The sequence below is a fragment of the Nocardiopsis sp. NPDC057823 genome (genome assembly GCF_042797335.1).
GTDB lineage: Bacteria > Actinomycetota > Actinomycetes > Streptosporangiales > Streptosporangiaceae > Nocardiopsis > Nocardiopsis changdeensis.
This window is the reverse complement of sequence record NZ_JBHVLR010000005.1, coordinates 202840-216546: the sequence shown is the minus strand read 5'-3', so window position 1 is coordinate 216546 and position 13707 is coordinate 202840. Positions and strand designations below refer to the sequence as shown.

Here is a 13707-nt window from a genome sequence, read left to right as displayed (position 1 = left end):
GGCGGATCCCCGCCCCCGAACCGGACCACGACAGGAGACATCCCTGACGACACCGCGCCGCGCGACGGCCTCCCCTTCCTCCCCCGTTTCCGAGCCGACCGCCGAGGAGCAGCGCATGACCGCCCGAACCGCCCTTTCCACCGTGGGAACCGCCGCCGCCACCGGCCGGGTGCTGCCGCCCGCCGCCCCGCCCGACGCGTCCCGCCCCGATCCCCTCCGGGGCCGGCGGGAGCCCGGGTACCGGGCCCGCGGGCGCCGGGACCCCGGAGCCGACCGGCACGGGCACCGGCGCACCCGCTTCCAGCGGGGGCGGTGAGCCGCGGCTCACCAGCACCTTCCGACCATCCGACACGAGCGAGGAGACGACACCATGGAACAGAACACCTTCGACGCGGGCGCGGAGTTCGACCGCCAGGTCGCCACCCTGGTCGGACTCGGCTACCCGGAGCAGGCCGGGCTCGACGCGGAGCGGTTCGAGAAGTCGCTCGCGCCGTTGCGCGCGGTCGCGATGGAGCACGGCACGGACCCGGGCGACCCCGGGGCCGGCCGGGCGCCCTTCCTGCTCGTGCCCGGCCGCGGCACCGCGCCGATCGAGTGGGCGATGACCCGCACCGCGCTGGCCGGCGGCCGCAAGCCCGGATTCGTGGACCATTCCTTCGAGCCGGGTGCGCTGGAGCGGTTCACCGCCACCCCCGGGAGCGCCCCTCCCGACGGGGACGCCCACCTGGTGTTCGGCGTCGAGCGCGGTGAGGAGTTCTGCGGCGCGGTTCCCGCCGAGGCCATGGCGGTCATCGACGGGCGGGGCCGGAGCACGCTCACCATCGAGGAGGGGATCGCCCTGGTCACGCAGTTCCCGGAGGTACTGGTCAAGAACAAGTGCTTCTCCCTGGGCGGCTCGCGCTGCGGCGACCGCCGGGTGCCGGCCCTGTGGATCAGCCAGCGGGCCCCCAAGCTCGGCTGGTGCTGGGAGGGCAACCCGCACACCTGGCTCGGCATGGCCTCCGCGGCCGCGCGCCGCGGGGCCTGAGCGGGTGCGGGCCCGGACGGGCCCGCACCCGTCGGGTCAGAGGTCGACCCGGAAGAGGGTGGTGGTGCCGGAGACCTCGTTGGCGACGGCCAGCAGCGGCGTCCCGGGGATCGGCGAGTCCCCGGCCGCGATGAAGGTCAGGCCCTCGGGGCCCAGGTCCAGGGCCTCGGGGGTGCCCGGCTCCGCGGAGAAGTCGCGGTTGTTCACGTAGTCCACGAAGGAGGCGCCGGCCGGGTCGGTGACGTCGTAGATCATGATGCCGCCGACCCGCTCCAGGCCGATGAAGGCGTAGACGCGGCCGCCGACCTCGCCGAGGGTGAGGCCCTCGGGCTCCGGGCCCTTGTCGTCGCTGCGGCCGTCGAACTGGTTCTCGGTGTGGTTCGAGTTGAAGAAGTCCGGGTTCTCCTCGGCGATGACGCGCTCGAACTCGGAGCCGGAGTCGAAGACCAGGTCGCCGCCGGTGGTGAAGATCGAGAAGGAGCGGCCGCCGAAGGAGTACAGCTCGTCGTGGCAGTCCTCCCCCTCGCGCAGGCCCTCGGCGGCCGAGACCGTCAGGCGGCCGAGGGCCTCGTCGCGCTGGAGGTCGGCGGTGGTGAGGCCGTTGGCGTCGAGGTAGGGCCGCAGGCGCGGGGAGTCCTCGCACAGTTCGAGGTCCTTGACGCGGGCCTCCTCCGAGTAGCCGTCCCAGTCGCGGACATCGCCCTCGTTGGCGGTGACCAGGAGGCTGCGGCCCCGGTGGCGGTACATGTCGAAGCCGTCGGGCTGGTACATGCCGTACACCGGGACCCCGCGCAGGTCGATGCCGCCGTCGCGGTTGGAGGGGTCCAGTTCGTTGCCCGGCTCCAGGTGGTCCTTGACGCCGAACGGGACGATGTCCGTGACCTCCGCGGTGCGCAGGTCGACCACCGCGAACGCGTTGGCCTCCTGGAGCACCACGTGGGCGCTGTAGGCGGTGTCCGCGACGATGTACTCGGGCTCCAGGCTGCGGGCGACCCGGCCCGGGGTGCCCGGCTCCCCGGTCGACAGGTCCGGACCGAACACCCGGACCCCCTCGGGGAGCTCGCGGTCGCCGTCCCAGGCGCGGAAGTCGGCGGTGCGCACGTCCCGCTGGGTGACCGCGGCCGGACGGCGGTTCACCTTGACGATGCTGACGGAGCCCTCGGGGTCGACCGTGTAGTCGTCGTTCGGCTCGCCCTCGTTGGCGACCAGGAGGAGGCGCCCGTCCGGGGTGAAGGTCGCCATGTCGGGCAGGGCGCCCACGCGCACGGCGTTGAGGGCGTTGCCGCGGGTGTCGTAGAAGACCACCCAGCCGGGGTCGGTCTTGTCCGCGGCCTCCACGGCGACGGCGACGGTGTCGCCGTGGACCGCGACGGAGTTGGCGACCGCTCCCTCCTCCACCACGGAGCCGTCGGCCGCCCGGACGCCCGGGGCGACCAGGTCGAAGAGCTTGACCGGCGCGGCGGGGTCGGAGATGTCGAGGACTTCGACGGTCGCGGCCAGGGCGTTGACCACGTACAGGCGCTGGGTGCGCGGGTCGTGGGCGACGATCTCGGCGGCCGCCTGGTCGAAGGCGCCGGTGGAGTAGGTGCCGAGCGGGGCGAGGGGGGCACCGTCGGCGCGTTCGCCTGCGTGGGCCGCCGTGCCGGTGAGGGCGACGGACAGGGCCGCCGCCACCGCCGTGGTCTTGCGCATGGTGGTTCCTTCCGGGGGACGGGCGCGGACGCGCCCGGCGGAAGCCAACCAGGTACGTCCGAACGGCCGGTGTCGCCCCGGTGAAGCGCCGGGGGTCAGGACCAGGTGAGACGGCGGGCGGTGGAGGCGTCCTCCAGCGGTGAGGCGCCGTAGTGGGCGGCCAGCAGGGCCGCGCCCGGTTCGGTGGAGGTGCCGATCGCGCGGGTCGGGGCGATCCAGTGCCCCCAGGCGTCCTCGAACGCCCGGAGGTGGGCGCGGTTGCGGCCGAACAGCGCCGGGACGACGTGGTGGACGACCGGGTTGTCCGGCGGCGTTCCGTCGAGGAGGGCGCGGGCGTTCGCCTCCGTGGGGGCGGGCGGCAGCGGCCGGGGGATCAGGTACCCGGGTTCGCCGAAGACCGGGCCGAGCAGCTCCTCCAGGGCGGTGGCGAAGTCCTCGGCGGCGTCGGGGAGGGTGAACCGGTACACGCCGTCGGTGTCGATGTGGACCCGCACCCCCGAGGCGCCGGTCGCGGAACGCCCCATCCCCCGGAGGGTGTCGGCGACCGCGCAGGCGTAGTGGACCGCGTCGTCGGGGCCGACCGCCTCGGCGATCAGTTCGCGGGCCCGGCGCACGCGGGCGGCCCCGCGGACCCGGAACAGGACGGGTATCACGGCCGCGGTCGCCGCCGCCGCGAGCAGGAACCAGAGCGGTGCGATCCCCGAGAACACGACCAGCAGGACGATGAGGGCCGCCAGGGGCAGGACCGCGCCCGGGAACCGGGCCGGCAATGCCCCGGACAGGCCCGCGCCCGGCAGGAACACGCCCCGGTCCCCCGGCAGCACCCGGGGCGGGTCCGGCAGGGCGACGTCCACGCCGCGGACGGCGGGGGCGTGCCGCCTCCGCACGCGCAGGGTGGGGACCAGGGAGTCCTCGTAGGGCTCGCCGAGGCGCCAGCGCTCGCGGGTGAGGTCGCGGCGCCCGATCCGGTCGAGCATGCGGCGGTTCAGCCCGCCGGGGTCGTCGGGCGGCGCGTACGGGGACAGGGAGGGGTCGATGTGGGCGACGCCGCTCATCACCTCGCCGTCGGCGTCCACGCCCAGGTAACCCTCGTGCTTGCGGACGAACCGGTCCCAGTCGGCGTCCCCGCGCGGGTGCTCGCCGGAGACGCACACGACCGTCCAGGTGTGCGCGGTCTTCTCCGGCCAGGACGGGTCCAGGCGCAGCGCGCGTCCGCGGCTCTGGACGACGGCGGTGGGCGTGGTCGCGGTGGTCAGGTCCACGACGGTGTTCACGCCGCGCGCGTCCCAGCCCTCGCCGAGCAGGGCGCGGGTGCCGACCAGGACGCGCGAGCCGCCGGACTCGAAGAACCGGGTGACGGCGCCCACCCTGACGCGGGGCGACCAGGAGCCCTCGATGTCGCACAGCCCGTCCGGGCGGTCGACGGCGGCGAGGTCGGCGCCGGGGAGTTCGGCGCGGGCGTACTCCAGGAAGACCATGGCCGTGCCCGGCGCCATGGCCACGGTGCGGCCGGTGAGCAGCACCGGGTCGAGGAGGTCGGTGCGGGGGTCCCCGGCCAGGGTGGTGAGCTGGAGCCGGGCCGACCCGGCGTCGGCGTCGAGGATGCCGCGCAGGGCGGCGGGCGGCCGGGACGAGGCGTGCTCGTGGTCGCACAGGACGAGGGCGCGCAGCCGCTCCCCCAGGGCCGCGTTCTCGGCGGCGAGGATCTCGACGGTGGCGTGGGCCTTGGAGTCGCTGCGGGCCAGCACCCGGTCCACCGGCGAGACGCCGCGCCGGACGCCGTTGCGGGTGAGGTGGTGGCCGATCGCGGGCAGGGCCGCGCGCAGGCGCTCGCGGGCCTCGCGGTCGCGCTCGGAGGCGGTGTCCGGGGGCAGGCAGCGCTTGGCGTAGTCGTCGATGAGGGCGATCCAGTCGGCCGCGGTCGGCGGGCGGCGGTGCGCCTCGAAGGGGCGGGCGCCCTCCGGGAGGTCGCACAGGCCGACGTGGTGCAGGCGCAGGACGGCGTCGGACAGGGCGGGCTCGGCCGCGGCGATCCGCGACCAGGGCACGCGTCCGCCCTCCGCGGCGTCCCGGTTCACGAACCGGGCGTCGATCCAGGGCAGCAGGTCGGTGGTGGCGAAGCCCGGCGCGAGCAGCTCGTCGCACATCCGGGAGAAGCGCTCGCCCTGGTCCTTGAGGTAGGCGAGCTCGGTGGGCGTGGGCGTGGTGAGGTAGGCCAGTTCCGCGAAGGGGGCGAGGTAGCCGGCGCGGACCAGGGCGGGGATGGAGGCCCCGGTGACGGGCTCGCCGAAGAGGCGGTCCACCAGGGCACGCTCGGCGGCGGTGAGGTTCGTGGCCGGGGTCCCGGTCAGGCCGATGACGTGGGCGTCGGGGAGGTCGTCCAGGACCTCGGAGAGCAGGCGCCCCCACACCTGGAGCAGGTGGTGGCACTCGTCGAGCAGCACGGCGAGGGGGCCGGCGTCGTGCAGGGCGTCGACGAGCGCGCGGCCGTTGGGGTGCAGCCGGTCGCGCACGGAGGCGCGGCCACCGCCCTCCTCGTCGGTCTCGGCGTCGGGGTCGAACACCGCCAGGGACTGGTAGGTCAGGACGGTGACGTGGTGGGAGAGGTCGCGCTCGACCCCGGCGGTGCGGTCGTCGCCCTCGGGGCGCAGGGAGTCCCAGGTCCGGATCCACTGGCCCTGGATGGCGGTGTTGGGCACGAGGACGACGGTCCGGCGGTCGAGACGGCGGGCGGCCGCCAGGCCGACGAGGGTCTTGCCCGCGCCCGGCGGGAGCACGATCCACGTGCGCCGCTCCCCGGCGTCCCAGCGCGCGGCGACCGCCTCCAGCGCCTCGCGCTGGTAGGGCCGGAGGTCGGGGGGATCCGTGACTGAGGACACCCGTCCACGGTAGCGGCGGCACGCCCCGCCCACGGGGGCGAGGGGTGGCGGTGGCCGCCGCGGGTCCGGGACCGCGGTGCCGGAGACCGGCGTTCCCGCGCACACGTCGCGGAGGACCGCCTCGGGGCCGCTCAGGGACCCGAGGACCCGGGATGGCCGACAGGGCCGAGGTCAGCGGGCGGCGGCGTCGCGGACGCGGTGCCAGGCGGTGACCCAGCGGCGGCGTTCGGCCTCGTCCTCGCCGGCGCAGGCGGTGACGAAGGCCATCAGGAACACGTAACGGGGCAGCCGGTCCCCCTCCAGGACCTGGCAGAAGGTGGAGTGCTTGACGGCTCCGCCGCACAGGTACTCGAGCTCCCGGTAGGACCAGTCGCCGGCCCACACCACGTAGCGGCGCATGGTGAGGAGGAACTCGGCGGTGGTGCGGGCGTGCAGGGGGTTGGGGCGGTGCTCGTACCCGTCGATGTCGCGCAGGGGGCGCGAGCGCTCGACGGGGGCGGCCACGGGGGTGGAGAGGAGGCGGTCCAGCCATCCGGTGCCGTTGAGGGCGCGGTTCGGGCCGGTCGGTTCAAGGACGCCCGTGGGGGTCACTCCGCCTCCATTTCTTGTTCCGAGAAGGATCGTCAATCGCTGCTTCCGTGCAGGGGACACCTGGGGGTGCACAAGTGAACAGGGGGTTCAGAGAGAACACCGAAGCCGTGCGAGGACGTTGTGGAGTAACCCCGACTGTTCGGTTACCGGGAAATCTACCGGATGAACACGACAGGCGAAAGCGCCTGTGGCGTGGGCGTCCCGGCGTTCTCCGCCACACAGAGGTGTGACGCGCGGGGATCTCTACGGAGGCTCGGGAATTTTTCTCGACAAATCCATCGAATGTCATCTGAATCGCCGGGAGAAACGTCGTTGACGGCCAATGGGCGTGACGCACTTCCCACCTGGTGACACCACTCCCCGCCCCCAGGGGCCACCACGAGAGATATCCGAATACCCGGATTAAGGCCAACCGAAATAGCGATTGTGAGGCCCGGGAGGCGGTCCGCCGCCGGAGCGGCCGACGGGACCGGGGCGCGGACGATGCCTCCCCCGCACCCGTGGGCCGTCCGCGATCGCCTAAGGCGCAAGGACCTCCGGCGCCCAGGACACGACGGTCGCGTCGTCGCGGACCTTGCCGCGGGGGTGGGCGCGCCCCTGCGGGTCGGCGTCCTCCAGGGCGCGCACCCGCTCGATCAACGCCCCCGGCCCCTTGTCCGAAACCAGGGAGAAAGCCTGTCCCCAATCCAGGTCGCCGAAGACCTCCACCGCGCGGGTGGCACCGTCGGTCATGAGCGCGAACCGGTCCAGGCGGGCCGTCCCGGTGAGCGCCTCGTCGGCGGCCCGCGGGTCGGAGCCCGCAGTCCAGAACCCGCCGGGGACACCGCGCAGCGCCCGGATCGCCCCCGCCGCCTCACCGCGGCCGCGCAGCTCGGCCCGCAGGACGTCCAGCCGGGTGTCGGCCACCAGACCGACCCCGTCCACCTCCCGGAGCACGCCGCTGCGCGCGTCCGGCCCCGGAGCCCGAACCGATCCGGGCTCCGGCACGCCCCGACCGGGACGTGGATCCGGCGCCGCACCGGCGGGAGCGCGCGGCTCCGGCGGCACGCGCACGGAAGCGCGCGGGTCGGACTGCGCGCCCGGAAGGGGGCGGGGGTCGGCGACCAGGAGCACGGAGTCGGACAGCACCAGGTACTCCAGCCACCCGGGCCCGGCCGTGCCCTCCGTCGGGAGCGCCCCGGTTCCGGGCATGCCGTCCGGTACCGCCGCGCCGCCCGTGTCCGGGCCGGACGGGTCGCCGCCGGGGTGGAGGCGGACGGCCACGACGGTGGCGGAGGGGGTGTCCCGGTGGGCGAGGTCGCAGGTGTCGGCGTGCAGGGCGGCCGCCGCCCCGATCGCCTCGGCCAGCGCGGTGCGCGGCGGCAGCCCGGCGTCCATGCCCGCCAGCAGCAGGGCGCCCAGCCGCCGGACGTGCCGGGCCACGCCGTGGGAGCAGCCGTCGTCGCCGTCGGGCGGCCCGCTCACCCCGTCCAGCAGCACCGCGCAGTGCGCGGACACCGCGGCGAAGTCCTCGTTGGGGCGGTCGGCGCGGCCGGGCGCGGTGGCGATCAGGAAAGGCATCACGGTTCCCTTCGCGGACCGGGCGGTCCCTCCGCCCGCAGTCTGCACTCCTTCCCGCGGACGTCGGCGGCCACCGGTGGGATGGGCGACCCCGGACGGGCGGTCGCCGCAGGTGGGTCCCCGGGGCGGGGCGGGCCCGCCCCGGGAGGCGGTCAGCGGACGACGACGGTGGTGCCCACCGCGATGTGCCCCTCCTCCCGCAGCCAGTCCATGGCCGACAGGCTCACCCGCGCGCAGCCGTGCGAGGCCGGCTGCGCCGGCACGCTCGGGTACCCGTGGACGGCGATGCCGCCGTTGAAGTACATCGGCGCGTACAGCGCACCGTAGGGGCCCGGGTCCCAGCCGGACACCTGCCGGAACACCGTGTAGGTGCCGGTGGGGGTGACCGCGATCCGCTCGGAGCCGTCGGAGCCGAGGTAGGGCCTGCCGGATCCGGTGGAGGTGTTGAGCGTGTACTCCACCTCCCCGCCGGAGACCACCAGCAGCAGCTGGCGCTCCAGGTCGATCTCCAGCGCGTCGCCGGAGGAGGTCGCCGATGGTCGGACCCCGTCGGCCAGGGCGGCCCGGGTGTCGGGGCCGACCACGCCGTCGCGGTCGATCCCGGCGGCCTTCTGGAGGGCGAGCACGGCCTGGGCGGTGTGGGGCCCGAACTCGCCGTCGGCGCCGTCGAGCCAGTAGCCGAGGTCGAGCAGCTGCTCCTGGAGCGCCGCGACGGCCCGCCCGGAGTCGCCGTTGCGCAGCTCGCGGACGGCGGCGTCGGCGGGCGGAGGGGCGAGCAGGAGGGCGCCCAGCAGCGCGGCGGTCAGCACCGCCAGGAGCCGGGCCGGTCGTCGGAGGAACGGGACGGAGGGTGTTCGGGGGGTTGCCATACGTCTCTTTTACCCGCCTGGGACGGATCATGGGGGATTTTCCACAGCCTGTGGAAAAAAGCGCGGGCCCGAAACCGGATCCCCGGCCGCGGGCCCGCGTTCCGCCGCGGGGGTCAGATGAAGTACGAGCTGCGCACCGGCCCCGGCGTGTCCGCACGCCAGCGCCGGCCGGTCCGCGCCCACCCCCCGGCCACGGCCCCGACGAACCCGGCGAGCACGTCCACCGTGTCCGGCGGCCCCTCCTCGCCGTTCTCCCCGGTCACGGCCTCGGCGGCGAGGACCTCCTCGGCCAGCTCGGCCTCCGGGCGCCCGTCCGCCGGGACCGTCTCCACACCGCGGGAGGGGTCCTGCACGTCCACCATCCGCATCCGCTCGCCCCACGGGCGGTGCGCGTTCTGGTGGAGCAGCGTCACCACGTCGGCCGCCGGGCCCTCGGGGCGGACCCAGCTCGCGGCGTGCTCGAAGAGGATCTGCCCCTCGGGCCGCTCGAACAGCGCCCCGCGCAGCTCCGGGTCGGCGTCGTCGAGGTCGTAGGCCACCACCAGTGCGCCCGGCCGGGCCGGATCCACCGGCAGCAGCGGCAGGCCGAGCAGCCGGGACGCGGCCAGCCCCAGGACCGTGCTGTCCCGGTCGGGCAGAGCCATGACGCCGTCCACCGCGCGCCCGGCGGTCTCCAGCACCAGCCGCAGCCGTTCCAGCCCGGTGCGGCAGTACGAGTAGTCGTCCGAGACGAACGCGTAGCGCCCCCGCATGGGCTCCTCGAACCCGTGCGGGGACAGGTGCGCGACCACTCCCCCGTGCAGCACGAAGTGCCATCCGCGCAGGTCGGAGCCGTCCAGCGGGCCGACGGCGGCGGCCACCGCGGCCCGCTCGGCCATGGCCGCGACCCGGGCGCGGGCCGGGCCCCAGTCCGGGTCCTCGGGTTCGGGCAGGTCCGCCAGGGCCTCCCGGGCCCCGGCGAGGTCCCCGGCGGCCAGGGAGTTGTAGGCGATCAGGTACCGGCCGGGCCAGGCGGGCAGCTCGCCGTCCCACCCGCGCAGGGCGTCGGCGGCCTCCCGGTGCCGGTGGGAGTCCTCCAGCGCGGAGGCCAGCTCCCACAGGACCGGCAGGACGTCGGGGGCCAGGCCGCGGGCCCGGCGCAGCGCGGGGACGCCGACGAAGGGGATCCCGGACCCGGTCGCGGCGTATCCGAAGTCGTAGAGGGCCTTGGGGCCGTCGATGTCGGCGAGCAGGTCGGCGGCGGCCCCGGCCAGGTCGTCCGCGCCCAGGGCGCGGGAGGCGTCGCGCACCAGCGCGACCAGGTCGGGCAGCGGCAGGTCGTCGGCGTACGGGCGCAGGGAGAGGACGGCGCGCGAGGGCTCGCCCTTCGCCAGGCTCGCCCGGGCGGCGGCCAGCGGATCGTTGTCGGTCATGCTCCTCCAGGGGGTGGGGCGGACCCGTGCGGCCCGCCCCCGGTGCGACGCGCTCGCGGACCCCCTGGTTCTCATCCGCCCCTTCAGGCGCCGCCGGTCCGGCTGCCCAGGGTGGCGGCGACCTGTGCGAGCGCCCGGCAGCGGGCGAACTCCACCGGCGTGAACGGTGTTCCGGAGCGCCGGACGACCAGCACCCGGCCGTCGGGGGCGGGCAGTGTCATCACGGTGCCGGACAGGTCCTCGCGCCCCAGGCCGGCGGGCGGCGCGTCCGCCGTCTCGACCACGCGGGCGGCGGCCAGGGACAGCAGCGAGTCCTCCAGGGTCGTGTCCCCGGACGCGAGCGCCCCGACCAGGGCCAGGGTCCGGCTGGTGGTGTCGCTGAGCTCGTGCGGGTCGGCGGTGCGCACGATGGCGTCGCGGCCGCCCGCCTCCCGGACGGCGGCGTGCAGGGCGTGCGCCCCCACCCTGGCGGGCGCGCTGACGAAGAACTCGTCGACGGCCTCGGCCCCGGCGGGGTGGACGTGCATGAGGCGGATGTCCACGCCCAGGGCCGCGAACCCCGCGGTGAGGGCGGCGAGCCCGCCGGGGACGTCCGCGACGGTGACGCGCACGCTCCACAGGCGGTCGCCGAGCGGCTCGTGGACGGGTGCGGCACCGTGCGGGCGGCGGGTCTCCACCCGGTGCGCGGCCGGGGCCGCGGGCCTCCGGTGGCGGTACCAGCGGTGCAGGCCGGAGGCCAGGACGAGCAGCGTCCCGACCGCGAGCAGGGCGCGGGCCCCGTCGTCGCTGTGGCCCAGGGAGAGCACCACCAGGTGCGCCGCCCCGGCGGCGGTCAGCAGAACCCCGAAGTCGAGGGCCTCCCTGCCGAGGAAGCCGGTGCGCCGGTCGTCGGTTCCGTCGTGGGCATCGGTAGCGTCCATGGGTCCGACGGTGCCAAGCCGACGTTGCGCCCGTGCTCCGTCCGATGACGGGGCGGTAAAGGCGGGGCGTGAGTCCCGTCACCGCCCCGCCCGCACCGCCGGTCCCGCGTGAGCGTTCTCCCTGCTCAGTCGGACTCGATCAGCCCGACGACCTCGATGTCGATCCGGACGACCGGGAGTCCCAGCCGGTGTTCCAGGATGTCGCGCACGGTGCGGCGCACGTCCTCGGCCGCCCCGGCGATGGGGGTGCCGTGGGCGACCCGCGCCGTCAGGGAGACCGCGAGCCCGTCCGGCCCCCGCTCCACCCGGCAGCGGCCGACGAGCACCCCGGGGACCCTCCGGGACGCGTAGCGCGCCATGGCCGCGACGGCGGACTCCCGTATCCGGGTCGTTCCGGGGCCGGGTCCGCCGAGCAGCAGCGAGCGTCGGTTCCCGCGTTCGGCGCGGATGGCGCGCATGACGTCCTCGACGAGCCCGGCGGGGGCCTTGACCGCCTCCGTCTCGGGCTCGCGCAGCGCGGACACCAGCGGGGCGAGGTCGCGCGCGGTGGCCTGGCAGTGGGGGCAGCGGGCCTCGTGTTCGGTGGTGCGGCCCTCCATCAGGTTCCGCACCAGCACGTCCTCCTCGTTCCCGCAGGGGAGGAGGCCGTCAGCGCCGTCGTCGGGCGGTTCTAGCGCCATGGTGCAAGAGCCTTCACGAGATGGGTGCGGGCGCGGTGGATCCGCCCACGCACGGCGGTCGGGGTCGCGTCGACGACTTCTGCTATCTCTTCATATCCCCATCCTTCCATTTCCCTCAGGACCCAGCAGGTGCGCTGTCCCGGGGGCAGTCCGGCCAGGGCCTGCATCAGCGCGCCCCGCAGGTCGCCGGCCAGCGCCTCGGCGTCCGGCCCGGCGTCGCGGGGGTCCGGCGCGGCCTGCTCGTCGATCGGTTCGGTGTCCGCCCTGGAGCGCAGGAGGTTCAGGGCGCGCCGCCCCGCGATGCGCTTCAGCCAGGGGCCGAACGCCCCGGGGTCCCGCAGTTCGGGGAGTTTGCGCCAGGCCGTGATGAGGGCCTCCTGGGCGGCGTCCCGGGCGTCGCCCGGGTCCCTCAGGATGCGCAGCGCGATGCGGTAGACCGCGTCCTGGTGCCGCGTCAGCAGGATCTCGAACGCCGTGTCGTCGCCGTCCTGCGCACGCTCGACCAGGACGGCCTCGGGGACGGCGTCCTCCGGCCCGGCCGGTGCCGCGGACTCCTCCCGGAGCTCATCTGACACGGATCACCCACTCACGGTATTCGGACAGGTACATTCAGTATCCATTCCAGCACTGAAAAAACGTGATCCGCATCACGTGAAATCCACCGTGAGCCCAGCGCGGGCTCCCGTGTCTTCACGGACGACGGCACCGGAACGGGCGTGCCGCACACGAGGACACGGAGGACCGGCCATGGCAGAAGCCAGGACACCGACGCGGCGGGAGGCCCCGGCGAACGCGCCCGGGCGGGCCGGGGACGGCGCGTCCCCCGCGCCCGGCGGCCCCCTCCCCCGTCCGGCGGACGCGGTGACCGGCGCGAGGCTGCGCCTCTCCCGCCTCCGGTCCGCGGCGCACCGCGTCGCGGCCCCCGGCGCCCCGCCGCGCTGATCAGGCGCCGTCGGCCCGAGCACGAACCCGAAGCAGAGCCACCCGAAGCAGGAACAGAAGCAGAGACAGAGGAGACGGACATGGCAGCCGAGAACCCCCAGGGCACCGGAACCGCCGGCACCGACCTGCGCCGCGTCACCACCGCCACGGACGGCGACGCGCAGGGCCGCACCGTGATCGCCGACCACGTGGTCGCCAAGATCTCCGGCATGGCCGCCCGGCAGGTCCGCGGCGTCCACCGGATGGGCGGCAACGCCTCCCGCGCCTTCGACGCGGTCCGCGAGCGCATCCCCGGTTCGACCTCCTCGGCCGCCGCGGACCGGGGGGTCGCGGTCGAGGTCGGGGAGCGCCAGGCGGCGGTCGACATCAACCTGGTCGTCGAGTACGGCGCCGTCATCCCCGACCTGGCCGCCGAGGTCCGGCGCAACGTGGTCTCGGCCGTGGAGCGGATGACGGGGCTGGAGGTCACCGAGGTGAACGTGGCCGTCGACGACATCCACCTCCCCGGCGAGGGCGAGGACGCCTCCGGCAACGAGCCCCGTGTGCAGTGAGGGGCCCGTCGTGACCACCCGTGAGACCGAGCACGAAGACCGGAGATGAGCAGTCATGTGGCCGATCGTCGGACTCGCCTTCGGCGTCGTCCTGGGACTCACCGCCGCGTTCGGCGGGTTCTGGGCGTTCCTGCTGGTCCTGCTGTTCGGGGCGCTGGGGTTCCTCCTCGGCAGGGCCTACGCGGGCGAGGTGGACCTCGCCGCCCTGTTCACACCGAGGGACCGGAGGGACGTGCGGTGAGCGCGCCCACCCCCGGCCGGACCGTCGTCGCCGACCGCGTGATCGAGCGCCTGGTACGCCACGAAGCGCTGCGCCACGAGGCGGTGCGCCCCCTGGAGGGGGCGCTGCGCGGTGCGATCGCGGGCTCCCCGGTGCGGGTCGAGGTGAGCCGCGGGGGCTCTCGCGTCGCCCTGCGCGTGGAGGTCGCGATGGCCTACCCCCGCCCTTTGGAGGCGGCCGCGGCGGACCTGCGCGTGCGGCTCGTCGCCGCGGTGGAACGGACCACGGGACTGCGCGTCCACACGGCGGACGTCAGCATCGTCCGCCTCGTCCTCCCACCGGTCGTTCGCTGACACGGAAGGCC

At 75.4% G+C, this 13707-nt stretch carries 14 protein-coding genes; 5 read left to right on the top strand and 9 right to left on the bottom strand.

Annotated features, from left to right (window positions below; translation table 11 throughout):
• Positions 1-115 precede the first annotated feature (115 nt).
• Complete coding sequence (locus tag ACFVNO_RS11585; protein WP_355260758.1) at positions 116-316, top strand: hypothetical protein; 201 nt, start codon at positions 116-118, stop codon at positions 314-316.
• 54 nt (positions 317-370) lie between these two features.
• Entirely contained in the window at positions 371-1027 is a 657-nt protein-coding gene (locus ACFVNO_RS11580; RefSeq protein ID WP_378891742.1) for a DUF5701 family protein, read from the top strand.
• 36 nt (positions 1028-1063) lie between these two features.
• On the opposite strand, the gene ACFVNO_RS11575 is transcribed toward ACFVNO_RS11580, so the two are convergent.
• From ACFVNO_RS11575 to ACFVNO_RS11535, 9 genes are all read right to left on the bottom strand, one after another.
• A complete protein-coding gene (locus tag ACFVNO_RS11575) occupies positions 1064-2719 on the bottom strand; it encodes a choice-of-anchor I family protein (RefSeq protein ID WP_378891739.1) in 1656 nt (551 codons plus the stop codon).
• Between the two features lie 95 nt (positions 2720-2814).
• Positions 2815-5598, bottom strand: coding sequence for a DEAD/DEAH box helicase family protein (locus tag ACFVNO_RS11570; protein ID WP_378891736.1), 2784 nt, complete (start codon positions 5596-5598; stop codon positions 2815-2817).
• A gap of 171 nt (positions 5599-5769) precedes the next feature.
• Positions 5770-6189, bottom strand: coding sequence for a hypothetical protein (locus tag ACFVNO_RS11565; RefSeq protein WP_355260746.1), 420 nt, complete (start codon positions 6187-6189; stop codon positions 5770-5772).
• A 519-nt stretch (positions 6190-6708) separates the two neighbouring features.
• Positions 6709-7749 (bottom strand): hypothetical protein, encoded by a 1041-nt coding sequence (locus tag ACFVNO_RS11560; protein ID WP_378891733.1) that lies wholly within the window; start codon positions 7747-7749, stop codon positions 6709-6711.
• A 152-nt stretch (positions 7750-7901) separates the two neighbouring features.
• Entirely contained in the window at positions 7902-8618 is a 717-nt protein-coding gene (locus tag ACFVNO_RS11555) for a L,D-transpeptidase family protein (protein ID WP_220563907.1), read from the bottom strand.
• A 113-nt stretch (positions 8619-8731) separates the two neighbouring features.
• Positions 8732-10030 (bottom strand): hypothetical protein, encoded by a 1299-nt coding sequence (locus ACFVNO_RS11550; RefSeq protein ID WP_378891729.1) that lies wholly within the window; start codon positions 10028-10030, stop codon positions 8732-8734.
• Between the two features lie 83 nt (positions 10031-10113).
• Positions 10114-10950, bottom strand: coding sequence for an ACT domain-containing protein (locus ACFVNO_RS11545; protein ID WP_378891726.1), 837 nt, complete (start codon positions 10948-10950; stop codon positions 10114-10116).
• Positions 10951-11075: 125 nt separating this feature from the next.
• Positions 11076-11630 (bottom strand): hypothetical protein, encoded by a 555-nt coding sequence (locus ACFVNO_RS11540; protein ID WP_378891723.1) that lies wholly within the window; start codon positions 11628-11630, stop codon positions 11076-11078.
• On the bottom strand, positions 11621-12205 hold the full coding sequence (locus tag ACFVNO_RS11535; RefSeq protein ID WP_378891720.1) for an RNA polymerase sigma factor: 585 nt from the start codon (positions 12203-12205) through the stop codon (positions 11621-11623). Before ACFVNO_RS11535 ends, ACFVNO_RS11540 begins: the two co-directional genes overlap by 10 nt.
• Before the next feature lie 447 nt (positions 12206-12652).
• Between ACFVNO_RS11535 and ACFVNO_RS11530 the strand changes: the two genes are divergently transcribed.
• From ACFVNO_RS11530 to ACFVNO_RS11520, 3 genes are read left to right on the top strand one after another with little or no spacing between them, the layout of a single operon-like run.
• Positions 12653-13123, top strand: a complete 471-nt coding sequence (locus ACFVNO_RS11530) for an Asp23/Gls24 family envelope stress response protein (RefSeq protein ID WP_355260731.1) — start codon at positions 12653-12655, stop codon at positions 13121-13123.
• Between the two features lie 55 nt (positions 13124-13178).
• Positions 13179-13364: a DUF2273 domain-containing protein gene (locus tag ACFVNO_RS11525; protein ID WP_220563913.1), complete on the top strand. Its 186-nt coding sequence runs from the start codon at positions 13179-13181 to the stop codon at positions 13362-13364.
• Positions 13361-13696, top strand: a complete 336-nt coding sequence (locus tag ACFVNO_RS11520; RefSeq protein ID WP_355260727.1) for an Asp23/Gls24 family envelope stress response protein — start codon at positions 13361-13363, stop codon at positions 13694-13696. The genes ACFVNO_RS11525 and ACFVNO_RS11520 overlap by 4 nt, the downstream gene beginning before the upstream one ends.
• Positions 13697-13707 lie beyond the last annotated feature (11 nt).

What these genes read in the sequence shown, in the direction of transcription:
- ACFVNO_RS11585 (WP_355260758.1), top strand. Translation starts at nt 116, where the DNA reads ATGACCGCCCGAACCGCCCTTTCCACCGTGGGAACCGCCGCCGCCACC.
- ACFVNO_RS11580 (WP_378891742.1), top strand. Translation starts at nt 371, where the DNA reads ATGGAACAGAACACCTTCGACGCGGGCGCGGAGTTCGACCGCCAGGTC.
- ACFVNO_RS11575 (WP_378891739.1), bottom strand. Translation starts at nt 2,719, where the DNA reads ATGCGCAAGACCACGGCGGTGGCGGCGGCCCTGTCCGTCGCCCTCACC.
- ACFVNO_RS11560 (WP_378891733.1), bottom strand. Translation starts at nt 7,749, where the DNA reads ATGCCTTTCCTGATCGCCACCGCGCCCGGCCGCGCCGACCGCCCCAAC.
- ACFVNO_RS11555 (WP_220563907.1), bottom strand. Translation starts at nt 8,618, where the DNA reads ATGGCAACCCCCCGAACACCCTCCGTCCCGTTCCTCCGACGACCGGCC.
- ACFVNO_RS11550 (WP_378891729.1), bottom strand. Translation starts at nt 10,030, where the DNA reads ATGACCGACAACGATCCGCTGGCCGCCGCCCGGGCGAGCCTGGCGAAG.
- ACFVNO_RS11545 (WP_378891726.1), bottom strand. Translation starts at nt 10,950, where the DNA reads ATGGACGCTACCGATGCCCACGACGGAACCGACGACCGGCGCACCGGC.
- ACFVNO_RS11540 (WP_378891723.1), bottom strand. Translation starts at nt 11,630, where the DNA reads ATGGCGCTAGAACCGCCCGACGACGGCGCTGACGGCCTCCTCCCCTGC.
- ACFVNO_RS11530 (WP_355260731.1), top strand. Translation starts at nt 12,653, where the DNA reads ATGGCAGCCGAGAACCCCCAGGGCACCGGAACCGCCGGCACCGACCTG.
- ACFVNO_RS11525 (WP_220563913.1), top strand. Translation starts at nt 13,179, where the DNA reads ATGTGGCCGATCGTCGGACTCGCCTTCGGCGTCGTCCTGGGACTCACC.